Below are 19,194 nucleotides of genomic sequence, written 5' to 3' on the forward strand. Positions count from 1 at the left end.
GGTTTGGAATGCGGACTGTTCCTTGACAAATACCCGGCACTGGACATGATTTCCTTCGGACCTACCCTGCAGGGTGTGCACTCTCCCGACGAACGGATGCTGATTCCTACTGTACAGAAGTTCTGGGACCATCTGCTGGATATACTGAAGCACATACCAGCGAAATAGATATCCTTCGTTTCCCTAAAAGGGGAACGGAAATAGTTTGTATGAACGTTATCCATAAGATAGGAGTTATACTCTTCCTTCTCTGCCCGTACATCAGTCTGTACGGGCAAGAAGGAAAAGATACCCTCACGTTTCGGATAGTAAGCTACAATGTAGAAAACCTATTCGACTTCCGACATGACACACTAAAGAATGACTACGAGTTCCTGCCGGATGCCACCCGGCATTGGAATTACTCTAAATACAGAAAGAAACTGGATAATATAGCCCGCGTCATCATCGCCACCGGAGGATGGACGCCGCCTGCCCTTGTTGCCTTGTGTGAGGTGGAGAATGACAGTGTGATGCGCGACCTTACCCGCTACTCTGCCTTGCGCGAAGCAGACTACCGGTATGTGATGACACAATCTCCCGACGAACGCGGCATCGACGTAGCGCTGTTGTATCAACGTAATCTTTTCAAACTGCTTTCCTATCAGAGCTTCCCCGTAGAAAAGCCCCGGAAGAATAGCCGTCCCACACGGGACATTCTTCACGTCAGCGGATTGTTGCTGAACCGGGATACGCTTGATGTACTGGTAGCTCACTTCCCATCCCGTTCGGGAGGGGCAAGAGAGTCTGAACCTTACCGGCTACTGGCTGCCCGAAAGGTGAAGCATGCCATAGACAGCCTATACACGATACGCCGACATCCGCAAATTGTCCTTTTAGGGGATTTCAACGATTATCCGGAGAATAAATCGATAAAGGAGGTGTTGGAGGCAGCAGCACCGTCAACATTGCAAGACTCTCTACGTCCACAAAAACTTTACCATCTACTGGCAGGAAAAGCCAAAACACGCAAGCACTTCGGCAGCTACAAGTATCAAGGAGAATGGGGACTACTGGACCACATCATCGTATCGGGTACGTTGCTGCAAGAACACGCACCGCTATATACAGAGGAAGCGAAGGCAGACGTATTCTGCCTGCCCTTCCTACTGACAAGAGACAAGAAATACGGAGGGCAGCAACCCTTCCGCACCTACTACGGGATGAAGTATCAAGGAGGATACAGCGACCACTTGCCTGTATATGCGGAGTTCCGGTTGATATATTAGTCGGAATACTGATACAGTTTCAAGTCAAACTTCTGTACCATCACCAGCAAGTGGTCGAAGATGTCGGACTGAATGCGCTCGTACTCTTTCCATACCTTGTTGCGAGAGAAGAAATATACCTGGATGGGTACCCCATACGTCGTGGGTTCCTTCTGGCTGATAATCAAGTCCATCTCCTGGTTCACCACCGGCAGGCTGCACAAATAGCGTTCGATGTAGATACGGTAGAGCTGCGCATTGGTTGGCACCTCTTCTTCTGCTGGCTGATAGTCGGCCATCAAGGGGACTTCCTTGCGGATATTATCCAGCATTTCCGGAGTGCAGAACTTCAGGGTAGTCATATCCAGAAAGATATTCTTGTTTACCCGTCGCCCGCCACTTTCCTGCATGCCGCGCCAGTTCTGAAAAGAGTTGTTCACCAGGGTATACGGTGGTACGGTCGAGATGGTTTCGTCCCAGTTGCGTATCTTGACCGTGTTCAGCGTAATCTCCTCTACAACTCCATTGGCAACGCCACCCGGCAGCGCTATCCAGTCCCCTATCCGCAACATGTCGTTGGCAGAGAGCTGCACGCCGGCCACAAACCCCAGAATGCTGTCCTTAAATACCAGCATCAGTACAGCTGCAGATGCGCCCAGACCGGCAAACAAGGTCATAGGGGACTTGCCTATCAACACTGAAACCACTATGATACCTCCGATAAAAAACAGCAGCACTTGCAATACCTGCACGAAGCCTTTCAGCGGACGGTTCTTCTGCTTGTCCTTCATGTTATAAACATCGAGCAGTACCAGCAACAAGCCGTTAATAGTAAGCAGCACCGCCACAATGATATAGACAGCACACACCTTTTGTGAGAACTCAAGCATCTCCTTTCCACGCACAAAGGCCATGGGCAGCAGGTAGTAGATGAGGATTCCCGGCAGAATATGTATCAAATGGTGTATCACCCTGCGTTTCATCAGCAACGTATTCCACTGATGGGGAGAGCGTCGGGTATAATGCTTCATACCGCCAACGAAGATTGCCTGGCACAAATAGTCCAGCCCTATCGAAAGCCCCACCATCAGCAGTGCAATAATCGTCTCGTCAAACATATCGGCAAACTTCGGGTCTATCCCCCAACCTATCAAGATTTTATTCATCCATCCTCCTAAACTCATCATAAGCTCTCTTTTTTTTGAAATATCTTGTTTGTATAACAATCCAAAGATAAAGATGTTTTCAGAGAACGGCAAGCATATACCCTTTTTTCATCAACGACTCAATCCTCACGCTCGGGTCGTTTTTTAGCGACCGCCGCAGATAGGACATCTGTACATTCAAGGCAAGGGAGTTGGCATACGAGGCAGTGCCCCACACAGCATCCAGCAACGTATCGCGACTGACAGTCTTATTCACATTCAGCGCAAGCAAGCGAAGGATATCGGCTTGACGGGAAGTAATCAGCACCTTACTATTTCCCGTACGAATCTCGTTCGTACTGTAATTGAATACGGAATGGCCGAAAGCATACATCTCATCCTCTGCCACGCCGGACAACTGCGAAGTGAAACGCTCGCGGATACGCGCCGTAAGCTCTTCCGGATAGAAAGGTTTGGCAAGATAATCGTTCGCCTTCAGTTGGAATCCTTGCAGGCGGTCAGCCTTGTCGCTGCGGTCGGAAAGAAAAAAGATGAGGACATGCTTGTCCGCCTCCCGGATTCGTTTTGCCACTTCAAAGCCATTGAGCCCGGGCATATTGATGTCAAGCAAGACAAGGTCCGGTTTGACAAGAGGAAACTGGTCGAGGGCGATAAGACCATTTCCGGCATAGGTCACTTCATAACCCTCTTTCTCCAGGAAGCGTTTCAGAAGCATGGAATACTTCAGGTCATCGTCAGCAAAAAGAATTTTCAGTGGTTTCATGAGTTGCTATTTATATTCTCGATATCCATCTGTGCAGATTATTGTGGAATGGTTATTTCCACCGTCGTCCCCCTCCCAATCTGACTGGTCAGAAAGACGGTTCCCCTATGAGCCTCAACCAACAACTTGACATAACTCAACCCCAAACCGATGCCCGGCAAGGAACGGTCAGGCAAGTTGCTGCTACGGTAAAACTTATCGAATACCCGTCCCTGCTCGGAAACAGGGATACCAATGCCGTCATCGGAAACTTTCAATGTGAGCTCGTGGCCATGCAGGCGGCATTCTACCCGGATACTGACGGAGCTTCCCGAATATTTCACGGCATTTTCCATCAGATTACTGATGATATTTGCCATGTGCACGGGGTCGGCCGTAACCAGCAGGTTGTCCGTGAAATGTGTCTCGAAAGATACTTGTTTTCCTCCAGGAGCATGCTGCAGGCGTATCAACTTCTCCACAACCGGTTTCAAATCGAAAGTACTGAGGGAAAGTTGTGTCTGCTCATCGTCAGCACGGGTCATGTCGCGCAGCTTCCGGAGGTAGGCGGAAAGGTTGTCCAGCTCGGAAACGGAATCACGCACCACTTCATCCATGGCCTGCTCGTCGGTACGCATTGTTTTGTCATTGAGAAAAGAGACGCACATCTTCAAGGCCTGCACGGGACGTTTCAACTCGTGTATCATGGTGTTGACAAAGCTTTTCCGCAACTCGTCCACACGGTGCTGCTTCAAAATGGTCTTTATCTGGAACAGCAGACAGACAGACAGCAGAAGAATCAATACCAAGCTGCCCAGAAGTTGCCAGCCCATACGGAGCAAAAGAGTATGCGGCATCACCTGCACATCCACTTGTACCAACTCCCGCTTCAGCGGATTGTAAGGATAAACCAGACGGATGACCGGATGCAAATCACTCCCCAGCCGTTCTACGGTTTCCACCCATTGATAGAGGCTGTCGCGCGGCGTGACTAGTCCGGTAGTGAAAGACATGCCGTCCAGTTTAGTCGCCAGCACCGAATCGAAGCGCTGCAACGTAAAAGGGACATCTATCTGCAACTGATAAGCAACTATCGCCTCGCTGAAGCTCATGTTGAAAAGCAGCTTGTCTTCGCCATGTATCACAATCTTGTCCTTATAGACAATACTATCCTTCATTGCCGTGGATAGAACGGATTTATCTGCCATGGCCCCCACCACAAACGTACGCGTATAGCGCTCTTTGAGCTTGTTGGTCAATGAATCCCTATCCGTATGCATGTCCACATTGGTGTTGAAAAAGGATATATTAGGCTTGTTGAACACTTTCTTCGGCTGTTCACGCCGGATAGAGTCGTTCACTGCCACGGCATCCATGACAAGGCGGTGTATCTCTTCTTCATATTCCTCATTCTTATACTGATACTGGTTCCACAACCAATATCCCTGCCCTGCTACAAGTAGCAGCATGGATATCAGTGACAATGCCCATACTATTCTGATTCGTTTTTCCATCTCAGAGTCTGTTCTTCTTTTATACTATACAAAGGTAAGGGTTTCCTCCAATCAGAGGTACGCGCGAGGCGGCTATTCTCATTTGAGTAACATTTCAGTAATAACTTTCTCACTCCGGAAAGACAAATTCCGCATAGATTTGCGACGACAGGACACATGACACGTCCTCGAAACAGTAATTCCTAACAACGAAAAAGTATGAAAAAGCAGATTCTACTCACCGCCATGCTGTTGATAACCACCACAACCGCCTGCGCACAGTTTAACATCAAAATCGGCTCCGGCAAGACGTTCAGAAAAGATACCATAGACCAGACTGTACTCATGGTGCAGTATGAAGTGGACGGCTGTACGGACACACTGTCGGAAGAGCGTTTCCAGGAAACCATGATGTTGGAAATCGGCAAGAAATGCTCCAAGTTCTACAGTTACACAAAGTATGTGGGCGACTCGGTATTTGCTGCCGACATTGCCAATAACGCCTCGCAAGAAACGATGATTGAACACGCCAAACAGTTCGGAAAAAGCAAGCTGAACGAACAGACCTACAAGAGATACCCCGTAGGCAAAGTGACCACACTGGATGAAATTGCCGGAGACATCAACAGACTCCGGTGCGAGGAACCGGAAGAGTGCCCACAGTGGACGCTGCAGACAGACACGGCAACCATCCTCTCGTATCTCTGCCAAAAAGCAGAATGCGTGTTTAAGGGACGCAGATGGATTGTCTGGTACAGTCCGGAGATTTCCTCCAGCGAAGGGCCGTGGAAGCTGTTCGGACTGCCCGGACTGATACTGAAAGCAGAAGACAACAGGGGGCATTATCTCTTTACCTGCACCGGTATGGAGCAATGCCATTCCTACCGACCTATCCTCTTCAACGGAAAAGATTATGAACCCGTAAACCGCAAGGCGTACAACAAAATCCACGAAAGATACTATGCCGACCCGGTAGGATTCATTATGGGCAACACGCCTAACGTACGTATCACCATACGCGACAACCAGGGCAATGAAGCCAGGAAGCCGAAGAATATAGCCCACAATCCGCTGGAACTTGACTGATTCATCCCATCGAACTCCAATGGATATACACTTCAAGAAACTCTTGCTGCCAATCCTTGCCTTGTTTGCAATGACAGCGCATGCACAGTCTCTCAGTGGCTTGGTAACGGACGAAGAAACCGGACAACCGCTGGAAGCCGTAATGATTAGTGTGCTGCGAAACGGCACCATGATAGATTACGCCCTGACCGATGCCCGGGGGAGATATTCCCTGCCATGGAAATACAACGGCAACCTGCAAGTCAGCGTATCACTGCTGGGCTATAGACGGGAAATACGCAACATATCGGCAGCAGGAACACTCCATATTCGTCTGCATCCCGAAGCCATTGCACTAAAAGAAGTCCAAATACGTCCCGGCCGCATTCATGGCAGGAAAGATACCGTAAGGTATAATCTGGCAGAGTTTGCCTCTTCCAAGGACGTACACATCAAGGATGTTCTGAAAAAGCTCCCCGGTGTGGATATTGACGACAACGGGCAGGTGAAATATAAAGGTAAAGCCATCGACCACTATTTTGTGGAGGGTATGGACGTGACGGGTGGACGCTACAGCCAAATCAACAACAACCTCAGTGCCAAAGCCGTAAAATCGGCAGAAATTATGGAGAACTACCAATCGGTCAAGGCATTGAAAGGAAAACTCAGTTCGGATGAAATAGCCCTGAACCTGAAACTCGACCCACAGGCACGCGACCAATGGATTGTCAACGGTACCCTGGGTGCAGGCTGGAGCGATGGAACACAAGAAACGACCGGAACGGCACAAACGAAGAGGGACAAAGGAACGCTTCTTTGGGAAAACGCCGCCAATGCCCTCCAACTGGGTAAAGGCAAGCAAAGCATCTACGGCTACAAGAGCAACAACAACGGTACCGACCTTAGCCGTGAGCAACATATACTGACAAACAACACATCCCAACAGATTCCCCTGCACGGTTTTCTGGTACAACCGGGCATCAGCGCTCCCCTCGACAAGCAACGGCTGCTCTTCAACGAAACCCATACACTGAACGCCAACCGCATGTATAAATGGAACGACGAACGTTCCCTGCGCCTGCAAGCCGGATATACCCATAACCGGATTACCCAGCAACGGGGCAACTCGCAAGTCTACTACCAGCCCGATGACACCATACGCATGGATGAAGCCTACCACTACTGCCTGCAGAACGATGCCGCCCATATGGAAATGCACTATGAGGATAACAAGACCATCCACTATCTGTCGAACCGCTTCCTGGCAGAAAGTGAAACGAACCGCGGCACCTCCCACGAGTTGCAGCAAACGATGCGCACCTCCCAGTTTACGGCAAAGAATTTCTTCAGCCTTATCCGCAATGGAGAGAAAAGCACATGGAAGTTCAATTCTGCCACACAGTATGCCTATCTACCCTCCTCCTTGTCACTACACGACGGGAAAGACAAATTCATCCAGCACAGCCTTTACAACGACAATAAGGCCAGCCACCTAAGAAAACACAACGGTTTCACCCGGCAATACACCGCCGGTATAAAGGGCGAATGGGCATCGGTAAAGTACCATTCCACCCGAATGGAAACATTTGGCGCATCCAGTTTTTCTCCCTACCTCTCCTCCTACTTCCAATTGGAGCAAGGCAAGTGGCAGGGAAGTCTGTCACTCCCTCTCAGCTATAAGCGCTACTTCTCGCAACAGCGTTCTTTTCTCTTTTTCAATCCGTCACTCTATCTGCGCTATCAGCCGGACTACCATTGGAAAATTTCCCTCTACGGCAGTTTACACCGCTCAGCAGGAGATGTCACAGACCTCTGCCCTTTTACCTATCGGACAGACTACCGTACCTGGAAAAACACTGACGGCCTCTTCCCCGTCAGTATACGCCAACAATACAACCTTTATGGAGAATACAAGAATACCGTGCAGGAATTTTTCGCCACCGCCACTTTGTCCTACCGGCATGTACACTACAACACCTTGAATGAACAGAGTATCTCTGAAAACCGCATTGTCCACACCCTTCGCCTACATTCCAACAGTACACAAAGTTGGTTCCTGCTCAGCACTCTCTCCAAGGGATTTTTCGACTGGAATCTGAAAACCTCACTTGACTTACAACTGAGCCGCAATACCGGCTGGCAGTTGACACAGGTTTCAGATACAGACGCCCTCACTCCACAAACGGAAACAGCCGGAAACGGCCCGCCTCAAAAATACCGTTATGACTATCTTAAGATGGAACCCAAACTGATATGGTCGCCCGCCGAAGCTTTCGAAGCCGAATATCATGCCACAATCAGCTATGGCGGCAGTAAAATAGGGAACGACGCGCACCTTGCTCCTCTACTGGACTTCGTACAGCGTATGCACCTCACATTCAGCATCGGGCACGTCGACCTCTGCCTTTCCGGAGAACATTACCGGAACGATTTAAACAGCGATACGCATCTCAACACACTGTTTGTAGACGCATCACTCATTTATAAGACAAGGAAATGGAGAGTGGAAGCCAGCCTCAGCAATCTGTTCAACAAGAAAGAGTATGCCTATACTACCTACTCGGCCACACAAAGCTATACTTCACGGTTGAATATCCGTCCACGGGAGGTTATGGTGACTGCTGGTTATCAGTTCTAAAGACTGTCATCTACAACAATATCCGTATTCCGGCATAAACCAGCATCCCCGCTATCGTCAGCAACCCTACCCATATAGGAGCATAGACATGAGTGACATGCTCGACACGCTTATATCCGCTAACCTTCACAAACAAGCGGTAAATCAGCCAGGCACCAATCAGCCCCACAATAGTCCCTGCCAACAAATCACCCGGATAATGCACACCGAGATATACGCGCGAATAGCACGTCAGCAACGCCCAGGCCATAATGAAAAGAGTAAGCCACCGCTTGCGGAATAGAAAGAACAGGAAAAACGCCAATCCGAAGGTATTGGCGGCATGACACGAAGGAAAACCATAACGCCCTCCACGATGATTGTTGACGATATGCACCATCTCCGAAATGGGATTATTCAGATTAGAAGGACGCATACGCTCCACATAGGGACGTATCCAAGTGGCACATGCCTGGTCGGCAAAAGTAATGGTGAGCGCAAGGCCTATCATGCAAAACAGTGTGACCTTCCAATGAAAATTGCGCAACATCACATACCAGATGGCAGCATACATGGGAATCCAAACCCACTTACCGCTATAAGCGCTCATAAAATAATCGAAATACATGTTGTGCATCCGATTGATGGAAAAAAATATGTTTGTGTCTACATCTATTGCCCCTTGCAAGGCGTCCATAAGTGCTGTCATACGTTATCTTTTGGCTATATCATCATATAATTTTTGCAAATAGGCTTTGCCCAACGGCAGGTTCTTCCCTTTTGCTGTGCCCTCATCCACTACCACAGTACCCGCCTGGCAATTGAATATCACTTGATTGTCCGCTGTCACCATACCGAAAGCATCGGGTACGGTAAAGAACGCGAAATGAGGGGAAGCGGGATTAAGCATATCTTTACTGAAAACAAACTCATCATGGGGCAGCGCCAATTGAGCCAGCAACGTGGCTGCAATATCATGTTGCGAGCCATAGACGTCAATGCGCCTCGGCTCTCGGACAGCACCGCCCACCATCAACAGAGGTATCCGGTAGCGTTCTACCGACAAATTGTCGATATGTTCGGGATAAGCTCCCAAGTGGTCTGGAACAAACACAATCACCGTATTCTTCCACTGGGGAAGCTCACGGAACTGTCTTACAAAATCGCCTGCACAACTATCCGTATAGGCAAAGGCGTTCAGCCGGTCATTCTCCAGACGACGGAAAGGTACTTCAAAAGGCTCGTGGCTGCTGGAGGTCTGCAAGACACGGAAATGAGGAGTTTTCTCTTCGGCAGTTCCTTCGGCAGCTTCGGCTTTCAAGTCTTCCAGCAGACGGTTGAATACGAGATGGTCGTGCGCCCCCCACTTACTTAAACGTTCCGTTACGGGAAAATCCTGGTCGGAAACAATGTCTTCAAAGCCTGATGACATCAGGTAGGAACGCATATTGGTAAAGTCGGCATCACCGCCATAATAATACTTGGTACCATAACCCGCCTTCCGCAAGCTGCCTGCAATGGCAGGAATGGACTGCGTTTTACGGGGATACTTCATAATACTAGTAGTGGGCTGGGCAGGATAGCCACTCAAGATAGCCACCAGCCCACGGTCCGTACGGAAACTGTTGGCGTAGAAGTTCGTAAAGAGCACCCCTTCCTTACTCAAGCTATCCAGATGGACGGCAATATTCGGCTCACCTCCCAAAGCTGTCATCAACCTGGAGGAAAAACTCTCAAGAATCACAAAGAGTACATCGGGACGCTGAGTATTGAATAAAGTATGCAGTGAATCGGCAGGTTGCAGCACAGAATCTGTCTCTTCCGTTTGACCACCGGCACCTGCGGGTTCAAGCATGTCTTTAAAAAGCCGGTCGGCCTCCGCAGCTTCCATAAAACGGTACTGCTTGCTGAAGTCCTTCTGCTTGGCAAGAGATTCCATCAGACTGAATGCAGGGTTGATAGCTGCATGGTTCAGACGCTGCTCGGCACTGAAATAGACTTTCCCCACATTCATGGTAGATACTGTAAAGCCTCCACGGATAGGAATAAACAGTAACCCCGTCATCAGCAACAATATACCTGACACCTTCAGGCGACGATAAGGCAGTTTCATCCGCAGCAACAGCTTCTTCTGCAGCAAGATGCCGTAGAAAACAGCATACAGCACGACAGCATAAACAGCCATTGCCACAATTCCCCCCAGCACCATCCAAATGCTGACACTGGCCACTGCGTCTTTAGGGGAGGAAAAGAAATAGAATAACGGAGTAGCATCCAAACGGAACCCCCAATACTCGTATAATCCTAAATCGACAGTAAAAATTATGGAGATAAGTACTGAAATGAAGAGGAAATAGCCGCACCAGATGCGATGAAGGGATTTAGAAAGTGTCCATACAGAGGTTATGAAAAGAAAACCGGGAATAGCTGTCAGATAACCAGCCAGAGATAGGTCTAAAGGTAACCCATGCCAAATGACACTGAACCAGTCCGCACACGAGGCATCCGGATACAGCGATTTGTAAAACAGCATAAATAGTGGTTTCTGCAACACAAAAATGCAGACAAACAAGCAGTATGTCTTAATAAATCCTATGAGCCTATCTTTCATCGGTGCCTTATTGTATATCTAAATATAAGGTGCAAAAATAAATCTTTTTATTCTATTTCTCACCAATATTAGTCAATAATTACATTGAAAGATAGGCTTATAGGATATTTTAAGTTTATCCGTTCACGCGTTTGTAATCTTCAAGGAACTTCTTCAGACCGGAATCGGTCAGCGGATGATTAAGTAAACCCTTAATGGCCGAAAGCGGACAAGTAGCCACATCAGCACCCACCTCTATACACTGCATGATATGTGCCGTATGACGGATAGAGGCGGCAAGTACCTGGGTGGTATATCCATAATAACGGTACATCTCTACAATCTTCGCAACCAATGCAATGCCATCCTCACAGATGTCATCGAGACGCCCCACAAACGGAGAAACATACGTTGCACCTGCCTTGGCTGCAAGCAATGCCTGACCGACAGAAAATACCAGAGTACAATTTGTACGGATACCTTTGCCCGAGAAGTATTTAACGGCCTTGATACCTTCTGCAATGCAAGGCACCTTCACTACGATATGCGGATTCAAGGCTGCCAATTCTTCACCCTCTTTAATCATGCCTTCATAGTCGGTAGCTATCACCTCGGCACTCACATCGCCTTGCACAATATTACAGATGTCCACATAGTGCTTACGCTGGTTCTCCACTCCTTTGATACCTTCTTTTGCCATAAGCGAAGGATTAGTGGTAACTCCGTCGAGTACGCCCAAGTCATAGGCCTCCCGAATCTGTTCTAAATTTGCCGTATCAATAAAAAACTTCATGATATAAATGTTTAGATGGTTGATATTACAAATATAACGATTTACACCATAAATGGTTCCTGCTAGTCCTTTATTATCTTTGCTTGACTAATTATTATCTGGTCAGCGGTTTCGCTTCAAGAATAAACGGTTAGTAATTGTTTGCGGCAATTCATTCTCATAGTGGGTTACCATAATCATCGTTTTATCCCGACGATGGCAGAATGCCTCTATAATCTTCTTGACCCGACGGCGGTTGTATGTATCGAGTCCATGAAGCGGTTCATCCAATATCAGCAGTTCCGGGTCCTTGACAAAAGCACGTGCCAATAATGCCAGACGCTGTTCCCCGCTGGAGAGTTGCAGAAAAGGACTGTCTTTCAAGGCGGCAATACCGAAAATCTCCATCCACCACTCACATACCGACATCTGTTCGGCATGAGGACGTTTATACAATCCGATGCTGTCGTGCAGACCGGAAGCGACAATCTCTATGGCAGGCAGATTCTTCAGATAAGCACGATGCATTTCCGGACTGACATAACCGATGTGTTTCTTGATTTCCCAAATACTCTCCCCCGTTCCGCGCTTCCGTCCGAAAAGACTGATATCGCAGGCGTATGACTGCGGATTATCCGCACAAACCAAACTAAGCAAGGTAGACTTGCCGGCACCGTTCTCGCCACTCAGCGCCCACTTCTCACCACGCATCACTGTCCAATCCAGCTCCTTCAGAATGGTACGGTCATCGTAACGGATGCTAACCCCGTTCAATTTCACCACTTCGTCCGAAGTGAAATTCGCATGTTCGTAGGGCAAATCGAGAATACACCGCTGCAATTCCTCCAACGCTCCGGCCTCTTCCTGAATACGCATCTGATTGCCCGCACAGAATGCCTGCACATACTCCTCACGTTCCATCTTTTCGCCCACCTTCATGTCCTCTACCGGCACAACATGTGTAATAAATGAAGGTATGTCATCCAACATGGAAAGCACAAGGACAATCTGCAACTCGCCCAGCCGGGTAAGCCGCTCCAGCAAATTAAAAAGCAGTTCACGGGTAGGCGCATCCAGCCCTATGAAAGGATTGTCCATGATAAGAATTCGGGGAACAGTCAGTAAAGCTTTAGTCAACTGAAACCTGCGCAGCTCCCCACTGCTGAGAAGAATGATTTTCTTGTCAAGCATCGGCTCTATGCTGAAAAGTTCAAATAGCTGCCGCCTCAAGACATCGTCTTTTACCTCTCCCAGCACTTCGCGTACTAGCGGAGCATCCTCCTGGTCGTGGGCATTCCAACGCTGTTGATAGTAATAATTGGCATCGGCAGAACCGTAAGTATCACGGAAAGCAATGTATTTGATATTGTCATAGGCAGTTTTCGTGAGGGAGGGAGAGAAATCATAGGTAAGCTCACCATCACGCAAAGGATACTTTTCCGTCAGCATATCCACCAGGAGGCTCTTTCCGGCTCCGTTCGGTCCTACAATGGCAATGTGTTCTCCTGCCAGGAAATCAAGGGTGACAGGCTCTGTCAAACGAACAAGCGGGTTGCGTACTACGCCCCCCGCTATGTGTATTGTATGTTGTTGCATCATCCAATCATCATTTATACATAATCAGTGCCGATTGGGCCGGAACAACAACTTCGGGGCCGTACAGTGTGCCCAAACCTTGTTCATTGATAAAGCCATCCTTGCAGACCACTGTATATTTACCTTCGGGTACGGTAAGTTTGGCAGGCTCCTTACGGGCATTCAAGACTAGTATAATATCTCCCCATGCATCACCGTTGGCATTTTCTTTCAGACGGTAAACCACCACATTGCTGCCGTCAACCGGTAGAAATTCCAAATGCTTACGCACCAAATCCGCATCACCCATACGGAAAGCCGGATGCTTCTTACGAAGCTGTATCAACCCTTTATAATAAGCAAATACATCTGCATGCTCCGCCTTTCGTCTCCAATCAATCGCATTGATGGAATCGGGACTCTCAAAACTATTGTGTACTCCCTTCTTGTCACGCATCACTTCCTCACCGGCATAAATAAACGGTACACCTTGGGAAGTGAATACGGCTGTTTGCGCCAGTTTGTCAAGCTTTGCCAATTCTACGGGAGTAATACCCGGGATACTTGCTTTCAGCCTATCCACCAAGCACATATCATCATGGCAGGAAACATAGCTGATCATCTGTGTAGGTTGTTCCGCCCACGGAGCCTTACTATAATTCACAGAGTCATTATTTACTTGCGGATGCCTGATGGCTCCTACAATACCAAACTTTATGCTCTCCTCTCCTCCCGGCAATCCAGCAAGGAAAGCACCTTGATGATTGTCATTAAACGGACCGCGTAAAGCATCACGCATTTCGTCAGAGAAAGCAGCAACACCCGGCATCTTATAAGTATTGGCTTTCATTGCCAGAGAATCTTCCGCCATCTGTGGAGCCGATGCCGCCCATCCTTCACCATATATAAATATAGTCGGATCTACAGACGTTGCCGCCTTACGGATTTCGTTCATTGTCTCGATGTCATGAATACCCATCAGGTCAAAACGGAATCCGTCAATGTGATATTCATTAATCCAATGTAATACAGACTCTATCATGTATTTACGCATCATCGGACGGTTGCTGGCAGTTTCATTGCCACAAGCCGAACCGTCTGCATACGTTCCGTCTGGTCGCTGACGGTAAAAGTATCCCGGCACTGTACGTTCAAAATTACTGTCGGATGTATTGAAAGTATGGTTATACACCACATCCAGAACAACACGGATACCTGCTTTGTGCAAAGCCTGCACCATCTGCTTGAATTCCCGGATACGAACATCCGGTTTGTAGGGGTCGGTAGAATAAGAGCCATCAGGCACATTGTAATTCTGCGGATCATATCCCCAATTATACTTGTTCTCGTCCAGCTTTGTCTCATCAACGGAGGCATAGTCATAAGACGGAAGGAGATGTACATGTGTCACCCCCAATTCTTTCAGATGGTCAATGCCGGTTGCCAGCTTGTCGGGACTTACCGTTCCTTGTTCTGTCAGTGCCAGGAACTTTCCTTTATGCTCAATGCCCGACGACGGTTCGATGGACATATCACGATGGTGCATTTCATAAAGAATCACATCGGCAGGAGAGGCCAATGCCGGACGTTTATCATCTGCCCATCCTTCGGGGTCCGTGGATTTCATGTCGATGATGGCGGCACGTTTTCCATTCACCCCTACAGCTTTGGCATTGATACCCGGAGTATCCCCCAGCCACTTATCATTGATTTTCACATTGAATGTGTAGAATTTACCCATCAAGTCCTTTTCAACTTTAGTTTTCCAAGTTCCTTCTTCAGAGGGTTCCATTGAAATAGTTTCATAGGCATGCCCTCCATCTCCTGCTTCGAACAACATCAGGCGAACTTCATCTGCCGTAGGTGCCCACAATGTGAATTGCGTGGCAGCAGGTGTATATTCCATCTCTGTCAGACTACCCGAACGGACAGGGTAAAGTTCGTACGAAGCATACTCCGTCTTCGCGGGAGTGCAGCTTACAATCGTCGTTGCAGCCACTCCAATGATAGCAAGTTCATTCAATTTCATGATATTATTTTTAGATTCTACATTTCAATTCTTATCACTTCTTCACCTTATCCGGATTTTTGGCAATAAAGTCTTTCCAGCCATGATAGCCTTTCTCCACCGTGGGACGCCCCATCTGCAGAAAGTGACAATAGGCAGCAGCAAGCCCGTCCGTTGCATCCATAAAAGTAGGCATATCCTCTTTAGGAAAATGCAGCATACGCTGCAACATGTCCGCCACCTGTTCCTTGGATGCTTGTCCGTTTCCGGTGATAGCCATCTTTATTTTTAAAGGAGCATATTCCGTAATGGGAATATCCCTGCTCAAAGCAGCTGCCATTGCTACGCCTTGCGCACGCCCCAACTTCAACATGGACTGTACATTCTTTCCGAAGAAAGGGGCCTCAATAGCGAGCTCGTCAGGCAAATAACTCTCTATGATACTCAGTACCCGTTCATGAATATGGCGTAACTTCAGATAGTGGTCTCCAAATTTGCGGAGGTCGATAATTCCCATGGCTATCATTTCCGGCTTGACACCTGCCACACGCAATACTCCATACCCCATAATGGTGGTACCAGGGTCTATACCCAATATTATTTTCTCTTTGACCGGTTGTATCACACTATTACCTCCATCAATGTAGGAAAGCCAATCACTTTATCTTTAAAGATATTCAGTAATTCCTCGTTCAGTTTCACTCCTTGCTCTTGATGCCAACGATGCAGTTTGGCAGAGTTTTCCACCTCAAACTGAACAGAATAGCAGATGCTTCCTTCTTCAATATGACTCAAGATACGGGCTATACGTGGAGCATACAATGTTCCGTTCTTTTCTACCTCGGGAAGATAGTGTTCCTGCATCCATATCAGGAAGTTTTTGTCTTCTCCTTCCTCTACATGATAAGTGGTATTATATATCAGCATAACTTATTTTTTCAAATTCTTTCGCAAACATAGCAATTATTTCAGAATAATGCATTATATTTGCACCATCAAAAACGAAAGCAAGCCTGCAAACGTTGGCAACGGGGCGTTAGCTCATCTGGCTAGAGCGCGACACTGGCAGTGTCGAGGTGATGAGTTCGAGTCTCATACGCTCCACAAAAATTAAAACGGTTAGATTAGTCTAATCGTTTTTTTTGTACGTATTAACGAGCTATAAATTTACATATAGTCCATTTTCATTCGACAACTCATGAAAGAAGCTTTTACACACAAGTCATTACTTATTTTAGGACGTGGCATAGGGCAAGTCATGTTCCAAAACAATGCATTGTCCGGATTATTGATGCTGATTGGAATCTTTTTGAATTCATGGCAAATGGGCCTATTGGCTGTAAGTGGCAACATAATAAGTACATCGACAGGCCGTATCTCAGGATATGACCGTGATGATATAAAAAATGGATTATATGGTTTTAACGGTACACTGGTAGGAATAGCCGTAGGGGTCTTTATGCATCTGACTGTAAATTCCTTGATACTAATGGCTATTGCCTCGTGTGCATCTACCTACATTGCACGGTTTTTCAACATGCAACGCATGTTGCCCGGATTCACTACCCTTTTTATCCTTTCTGTATGGATGCTGCTGGGATTGTGCAGTTGGCTGATGCCTGACATGCTACTCGTCTCTGATACAGAAACACCTGCTTCTTCCTCCATAAATTACTTACAATGTTTCAGTATGAGTATAGGCCAGGTGATGTTTCAAGGAAACATAATGACCGGACTATTTTTCCTTGCAGGCATTCTCGTGAATTCTCGGAATGCAGCAGTATATACCATATTGGGGGTACTTCTCCCCCTCCCCCTAGCCATATTATTGGGAGCAGATTCCGAAGCTTTGAATATAGGCCTGATGGGATATAATGGCGTATTGTGTGCCATTGCTTTAGGAGGTAAAAGCTGGATGAGCTTATATGGGCTGTATGTTCCGTTTTACTCTCTGTTGTATTGCAAATTGTGGGAATGAATTGGGGAATTATTACATTGACCGCACCTTTCGTTCTCTCCGTATGGCTGACAATGGGAATAAAAAATCTCTATCTCTTTTTCAAATTAGGCAGAAAGCAAGCCACCAACCCCAGTAAAGGCATAAAGGCACATACATTATAAACAGCCTCTATACCATACTTATCTGCCATACCTCCCAATACAGCCGAAGCGATACCGGCAATTCCAAAAGCGAAACCAAAAAACAACCCGGAAATCAAACCCAGCTTATTGGGTAGCAATTCCTGGGCGTACAGCAATATGGCAGGAAAAGCGGAAGAAAGCATCAGACCGACACAGAAGCTCAGCACTACTGTCCATGCAAGCCCTACGTGAGGCATCATCATACTGAATGGAGCCGTTCCAAGAATGGAAGCCCAGATAACATACTTACGTCCTATCCTATCACCTACGGGACCTCCCACCAATGTTCCGATGGCAGTGGCTACCAGGAAGACAAACAAGAAAAGCTGTGAAGCCTGAACAGTAACACCAAATTTATGGATCAGATAGAATGTATAGTAGCTCGTCAAACTTGCCATATAGATATATTTGGAGAAGATAAGTATCAGCAGAATACTTATGGCAAACACCGTCATTCTTGAAGAAAGGGGACGCTCTATCTTTCCTGCCACAAGCATCGGGCGTTTCTTGATATGATTCAAGTAGGAACGGAACCAACGACATATAGGAATCATCACCACGATGGCAATCAAGGCAAAAACCGTGAACAAGGCAATGTGATGCCTCCCGTAAGGAGCTACCAGCAAAGCCACCAGTAACGGTCCAAGCGAGCCACCCAAATTCCCGCCCACCTGAAATAGAGACTGCGCCAGTCCGCGTTTTCCGCCGGAAGCCAGAAAAGTAATACGTGACGCCTCCGGATGGAGTACAGACGAACCGATACCCACAATGAATACCGAAGCCAGCAACCAATACAGATTAGTAGCAAAAGCCAGATTCATGATACCGACCAAAGTAAAGCCCATACCTATCGGCAATGACCAGGCAATGGGGCGCTTATCAAAGAACAATCCCATTAGAGGCTGAAACACGGACGCCGACATCTGATACACTAACGTAATCAGACCAATCTGGGCAAAACTCAAGGATAAATCCTCCTTGAACAAAGGGTATACTGCCGAAATAACCGATTGCAGCATATCGTTCAAACAATGCGAAATACTCAATGCTATAAGAATAGGAAAAGCAATTCTACGGATAGGAGGTCTCTGATTCTGTATCATCTTATACTGTCTATTACAAAAAACGGTGCAAAGGTACGTAAAAAATACATATCCAATCCACATAAAGACAAAACTCCCCGATTCTCGTCAATACAGAATCGGGGAGTTTTATCTTTATCAGTTCAGCAATCCCGGATTGGCTTCTATGGCTTCTTTCGGAATGGCCAATGTATAGCGGGCATCATTCTCTTCGAGTACATAACGCGTACCATCAAGCACTTTCTCCAAACGCGGACGGGTGGAACGACGAAGGTCAAACCAGCGATGTCCTTCAAAAGCAAGTTCACGGGCACGTTCATCTAATATTTCCTGTACCAACGCTTCCTTATCCATGGCATTGACAACAACGGATTTCGCTTCGTAGGCCTCCGGTGCATAACGTTTCCGCATCAGTTCCAGCAGGCGGGTACGTGCCTGAGACAGTTCTCCAAGTCGGGCAGCAGCCTCAGCAGCCGTCAGATATATTTCACCCACACGGAAAGTACACAAGTAGTTATTGCTTCCCGCCTTCTTATTCTTCCGGAAACCTTTTTCATCCGTTTCAGCAAAATATTTGTCCAGCCGAAGGTCGTTCTCAACATAAAGGGAGAGAAAATCCGGAGTAGCCTGTGCAGCGGCCGTGTTTGTCCTGCTCAGTGGCGTCGCCAGAGGAGTAATATGTTCCAGGGAATTAT

The 19,194-nt window shown here is 47.4% G+C and carries 15 protein-coding genes, 1 tRNA gene and 2 pseudogenes; 6 read left to right on the forward strand and 12 right to left on the reverse strand.

The features are described from left to right. Together ABUA47_RS05055 and ABUA47_RS05060 are read left to right on the forward strand one after the other, a co-directional pair. Positions 1-168 (forward strand): annotated as a pseudogene (locus ABUA47_RS05055) (cytosol nonspecific dipeptidase); the annotation flags it as partial. A 41-nt stretch (positions 169-209) separates the two neighbouring features. Further along, positions 210-1,268, forward strand: coding sequence for an endonuclease/exonuclease/phosphatase family protein (locus tag ABUA47_RS05060; protein WP_035449510.1), 1,059 nt, complete (start codon positions 210-212; stop codon positions 1,266-1,268). Here the strand turns inward: ABUA47_RS05060 and ABUA47_RS05065 are convergent. Genes ABUA47_RS05065 through ABUA47_RS05075 form a run of 3 tightly spaced genes read right to left on the reverse strand, consistent with a single transcriptional unit; the run spans position 1,265 to position 4,669 of the window. After that, on the reverse strand, positions 1,265-2,434 hold the full coding sequence (locus ABUA47_RS05065; RefSeq protein ID WP_008663850.1) for a mechanosensitive ion channel family protein: 1,170 nt from the start codon (positions 2,432-2,434) through the stop codon (positions 1,265-1,267). The two genes, ABUA47_RS05060 and ABUA47_RS05065, sit on opposite strands and share 4 nt — an antisense overlap. Before the next feature lie 58 nt (positions 2,435-2,492). Further along, entirely contained in the window at positions 2,493-3,176 is a 684-nt protein-coding gene (locus ABUA47_RS05070) for a response regulator transcription factor (RefSeq protein ID WP_005826392.1), read from the reverse strand. 38 nt (positions 3,177-3,214) lie between these two features. Continuing rightward, on the reverse strand, positions 3,215-4,669 hold the full coding sequence (locus ABUA47_RS05075) for a sensor histidine kinase (RefSeq protein WP_035449511.1): 1,455 nt from the start codon (positions 4,667-4,669) through the stop codon (positions 3,215-3,217). 198 nt (positions 4,670-4,867) lie between these two features. Here ABUA47_RS05075 and ABUA47_RS05080 point away from each other — a divergent pair, with 198 nt between their 5' ends. Together ABUA47_RS05080 and ABUA47_RS05085 are read left to right on the forward strand one after the other, a co-directional pair. Then, the gene (locus tag ABUA47_RS05080; protein ID WP_008663855.1) at positions 4,868-5,734 is read left to right on the forward strand and encodes a GLPGLI family protein; all 867 of its coding nucleotides are present in this window, start codon (positions 4,868-4,870) and stop codon (positions 5,732-5,734) included. A 19-nt stretch (positions 5,735-5,753) separates the two neighbouring features. Then, positions 5,754-8,351: a carboxypeptidase-like regulatory domain-containing protein gene (locus ABUA47_RS05085; protein ID WP_035449514.1), complete on the forward strand. Its 2,598-nt coding sequence runs from the start codon at positions 5,754-5,756 to the stop codon at positions 8,349-8,351. A gap of 10 nt (positions 8,352-8,361) precedes the next feature. Here the strand turns inward: ABUA47_RS05085 and ABUA47_RS05090 are convergent, their stop codons facing one another. The 7 genes from ABUA47_RS05090 to ABUA47_RS05120 form a co-directional block, all read right to left on the reverse strand. Next, positions 8,362-9,039, reverse strand: coding sequence for a phosphatase PAP2 family protein (locus ABUA47_RS05090; protein WP_005826387.1), 678 nt, complete (start codon positions 9,037-9,039; stop codon positions 8,362-8,364). A 3-nt stretch (positions 9,040-9,042) separates the two neighbouring features. Next, positions 9,043-10,941, reverse strand: coding sequence for an LTA synthase family protein (locus tag ABUA47_RS05095; protein WP_035449516.1), 1,899 nt, complete (start codon positions 10,939-10,941; stop codon positions 9,043-9,045). 115 nt (positions 10,942-11,056) lie between these two features. Next, positions 11,057-11,713, reverse strand: a complete 657-nt coding sequence (fsa, locus tag ABUA47_RS05100; protein ID WP_005826385.1) for a fructose-6-phosphate aldolase — start codon at positions 11,711-11,713, stop codon at positions 11,057-11,059. A 102-nt stretch (positions 11,714-11,815) separates the two neighbouring features. Beyond that, positions 11,816-13,288: an ATP-binding cassette domain-containing protein gene (locus ABUA47_RS05105; protein ID WP_034532826.1), complete on the reverse strand. Its 1,473-nt coding sequence runs from the start codon at positions 13,286-13,288 to the stop codon at positions 11,816-11,818. 10 nt (positions 13,289-13,298) lie between these two features. Further along, positions 13,299-15,296 (reverse strand): type I pullulanase, encoded by a 1,998-nt coding sequence (gene pulA / locus ABUA47_RS05110; RefSeq protein WP_035449519.1) that lies wholly within the window; start codon positions 15,294-15,296, stop codon positions 13,299-13,301. Positions 15,297-15,330: 34 nt separating this feature from the next. Next, positions 15,331-15,900, reverse strand: a complete 570-nt coding sequence (ruvC, locus tag ABUA47_RS05115; RefSeq protein ID WP_005826381.1) for a crossover junction endodeoxyribonuclease RuvC — start codon at positions 15,898-15,900, stop codon at positions 15,331-15,333. After that, positions 15,897-16,202, reverse strand: coding sequence for a DUF4286 family protein (locus ABUA47_RS05120; protein ID WP_005826379.1), 306 nt, complete (start codon positions 16,200-16,202; stop codon positions 15,897-15,899). The genes ruvC and ABUA47_RS05120 overlap by 4 nt, the downstream gene beginning before the upstream one ends. Positions 16,203-16,305: 103 nt before the next feature. Here ABUA47_RS05120 and ABUA47_RS05125 point away from each other — a divergent pair. Further along, positions 16,306-16,379: transfer RNA gene (locus ABUA47_RS05125), tRNA-Ala, on the forward strand. A gap of 94 nt (positions 16,380-16,473) precedes the next feature. Continuing rightward, positions 16,474-17,396 (forward strand): annotated as a pseudogene (locus ABUA47_RS05130) (urea transporter). Here ABUA47_RS05130 and ABUA47_RS05135 read toward each other — a convergent pair. Both ABUA47_RS05135 and ABUA47_RS05140 read right to left on the reverse strand, forming a co-directional pair. After that, entirely contained in the window at positions 17,324-18,520 is a 1,197-nt protein-coding gene (locus ABUA47_RS05135; RefSeq protein ID WP_117680532.1) for an MFS transporter, read from the reverse strand. The pseudogene ABUA47_RS05130 and the gene ABUA47_RS05135 sit on opposite strands and share 73 nt — an antisense overlap. Positions 18,521-18,637: 117 nt before the next feature. Then, positions 18,638-19,194: RagB/SusD family nutrient uptake outer membrane protein (locus ABUA47_RS05140; RefSeq protein ID WP_349831438.1), on the reverse strand; the 557-nt coding region annotated here is incomplete at its 5' end.

The organism is Bacteroides sp. RTP31139st1_H2_RTP31139_211217 (assembly GCF_040227615.1).
GTDB lineage: Bacteria > Bacteroidota > Bacteroidia > Bacteroidales > Bacteroidaceae > Bacteroides > Bacteroides uniformis.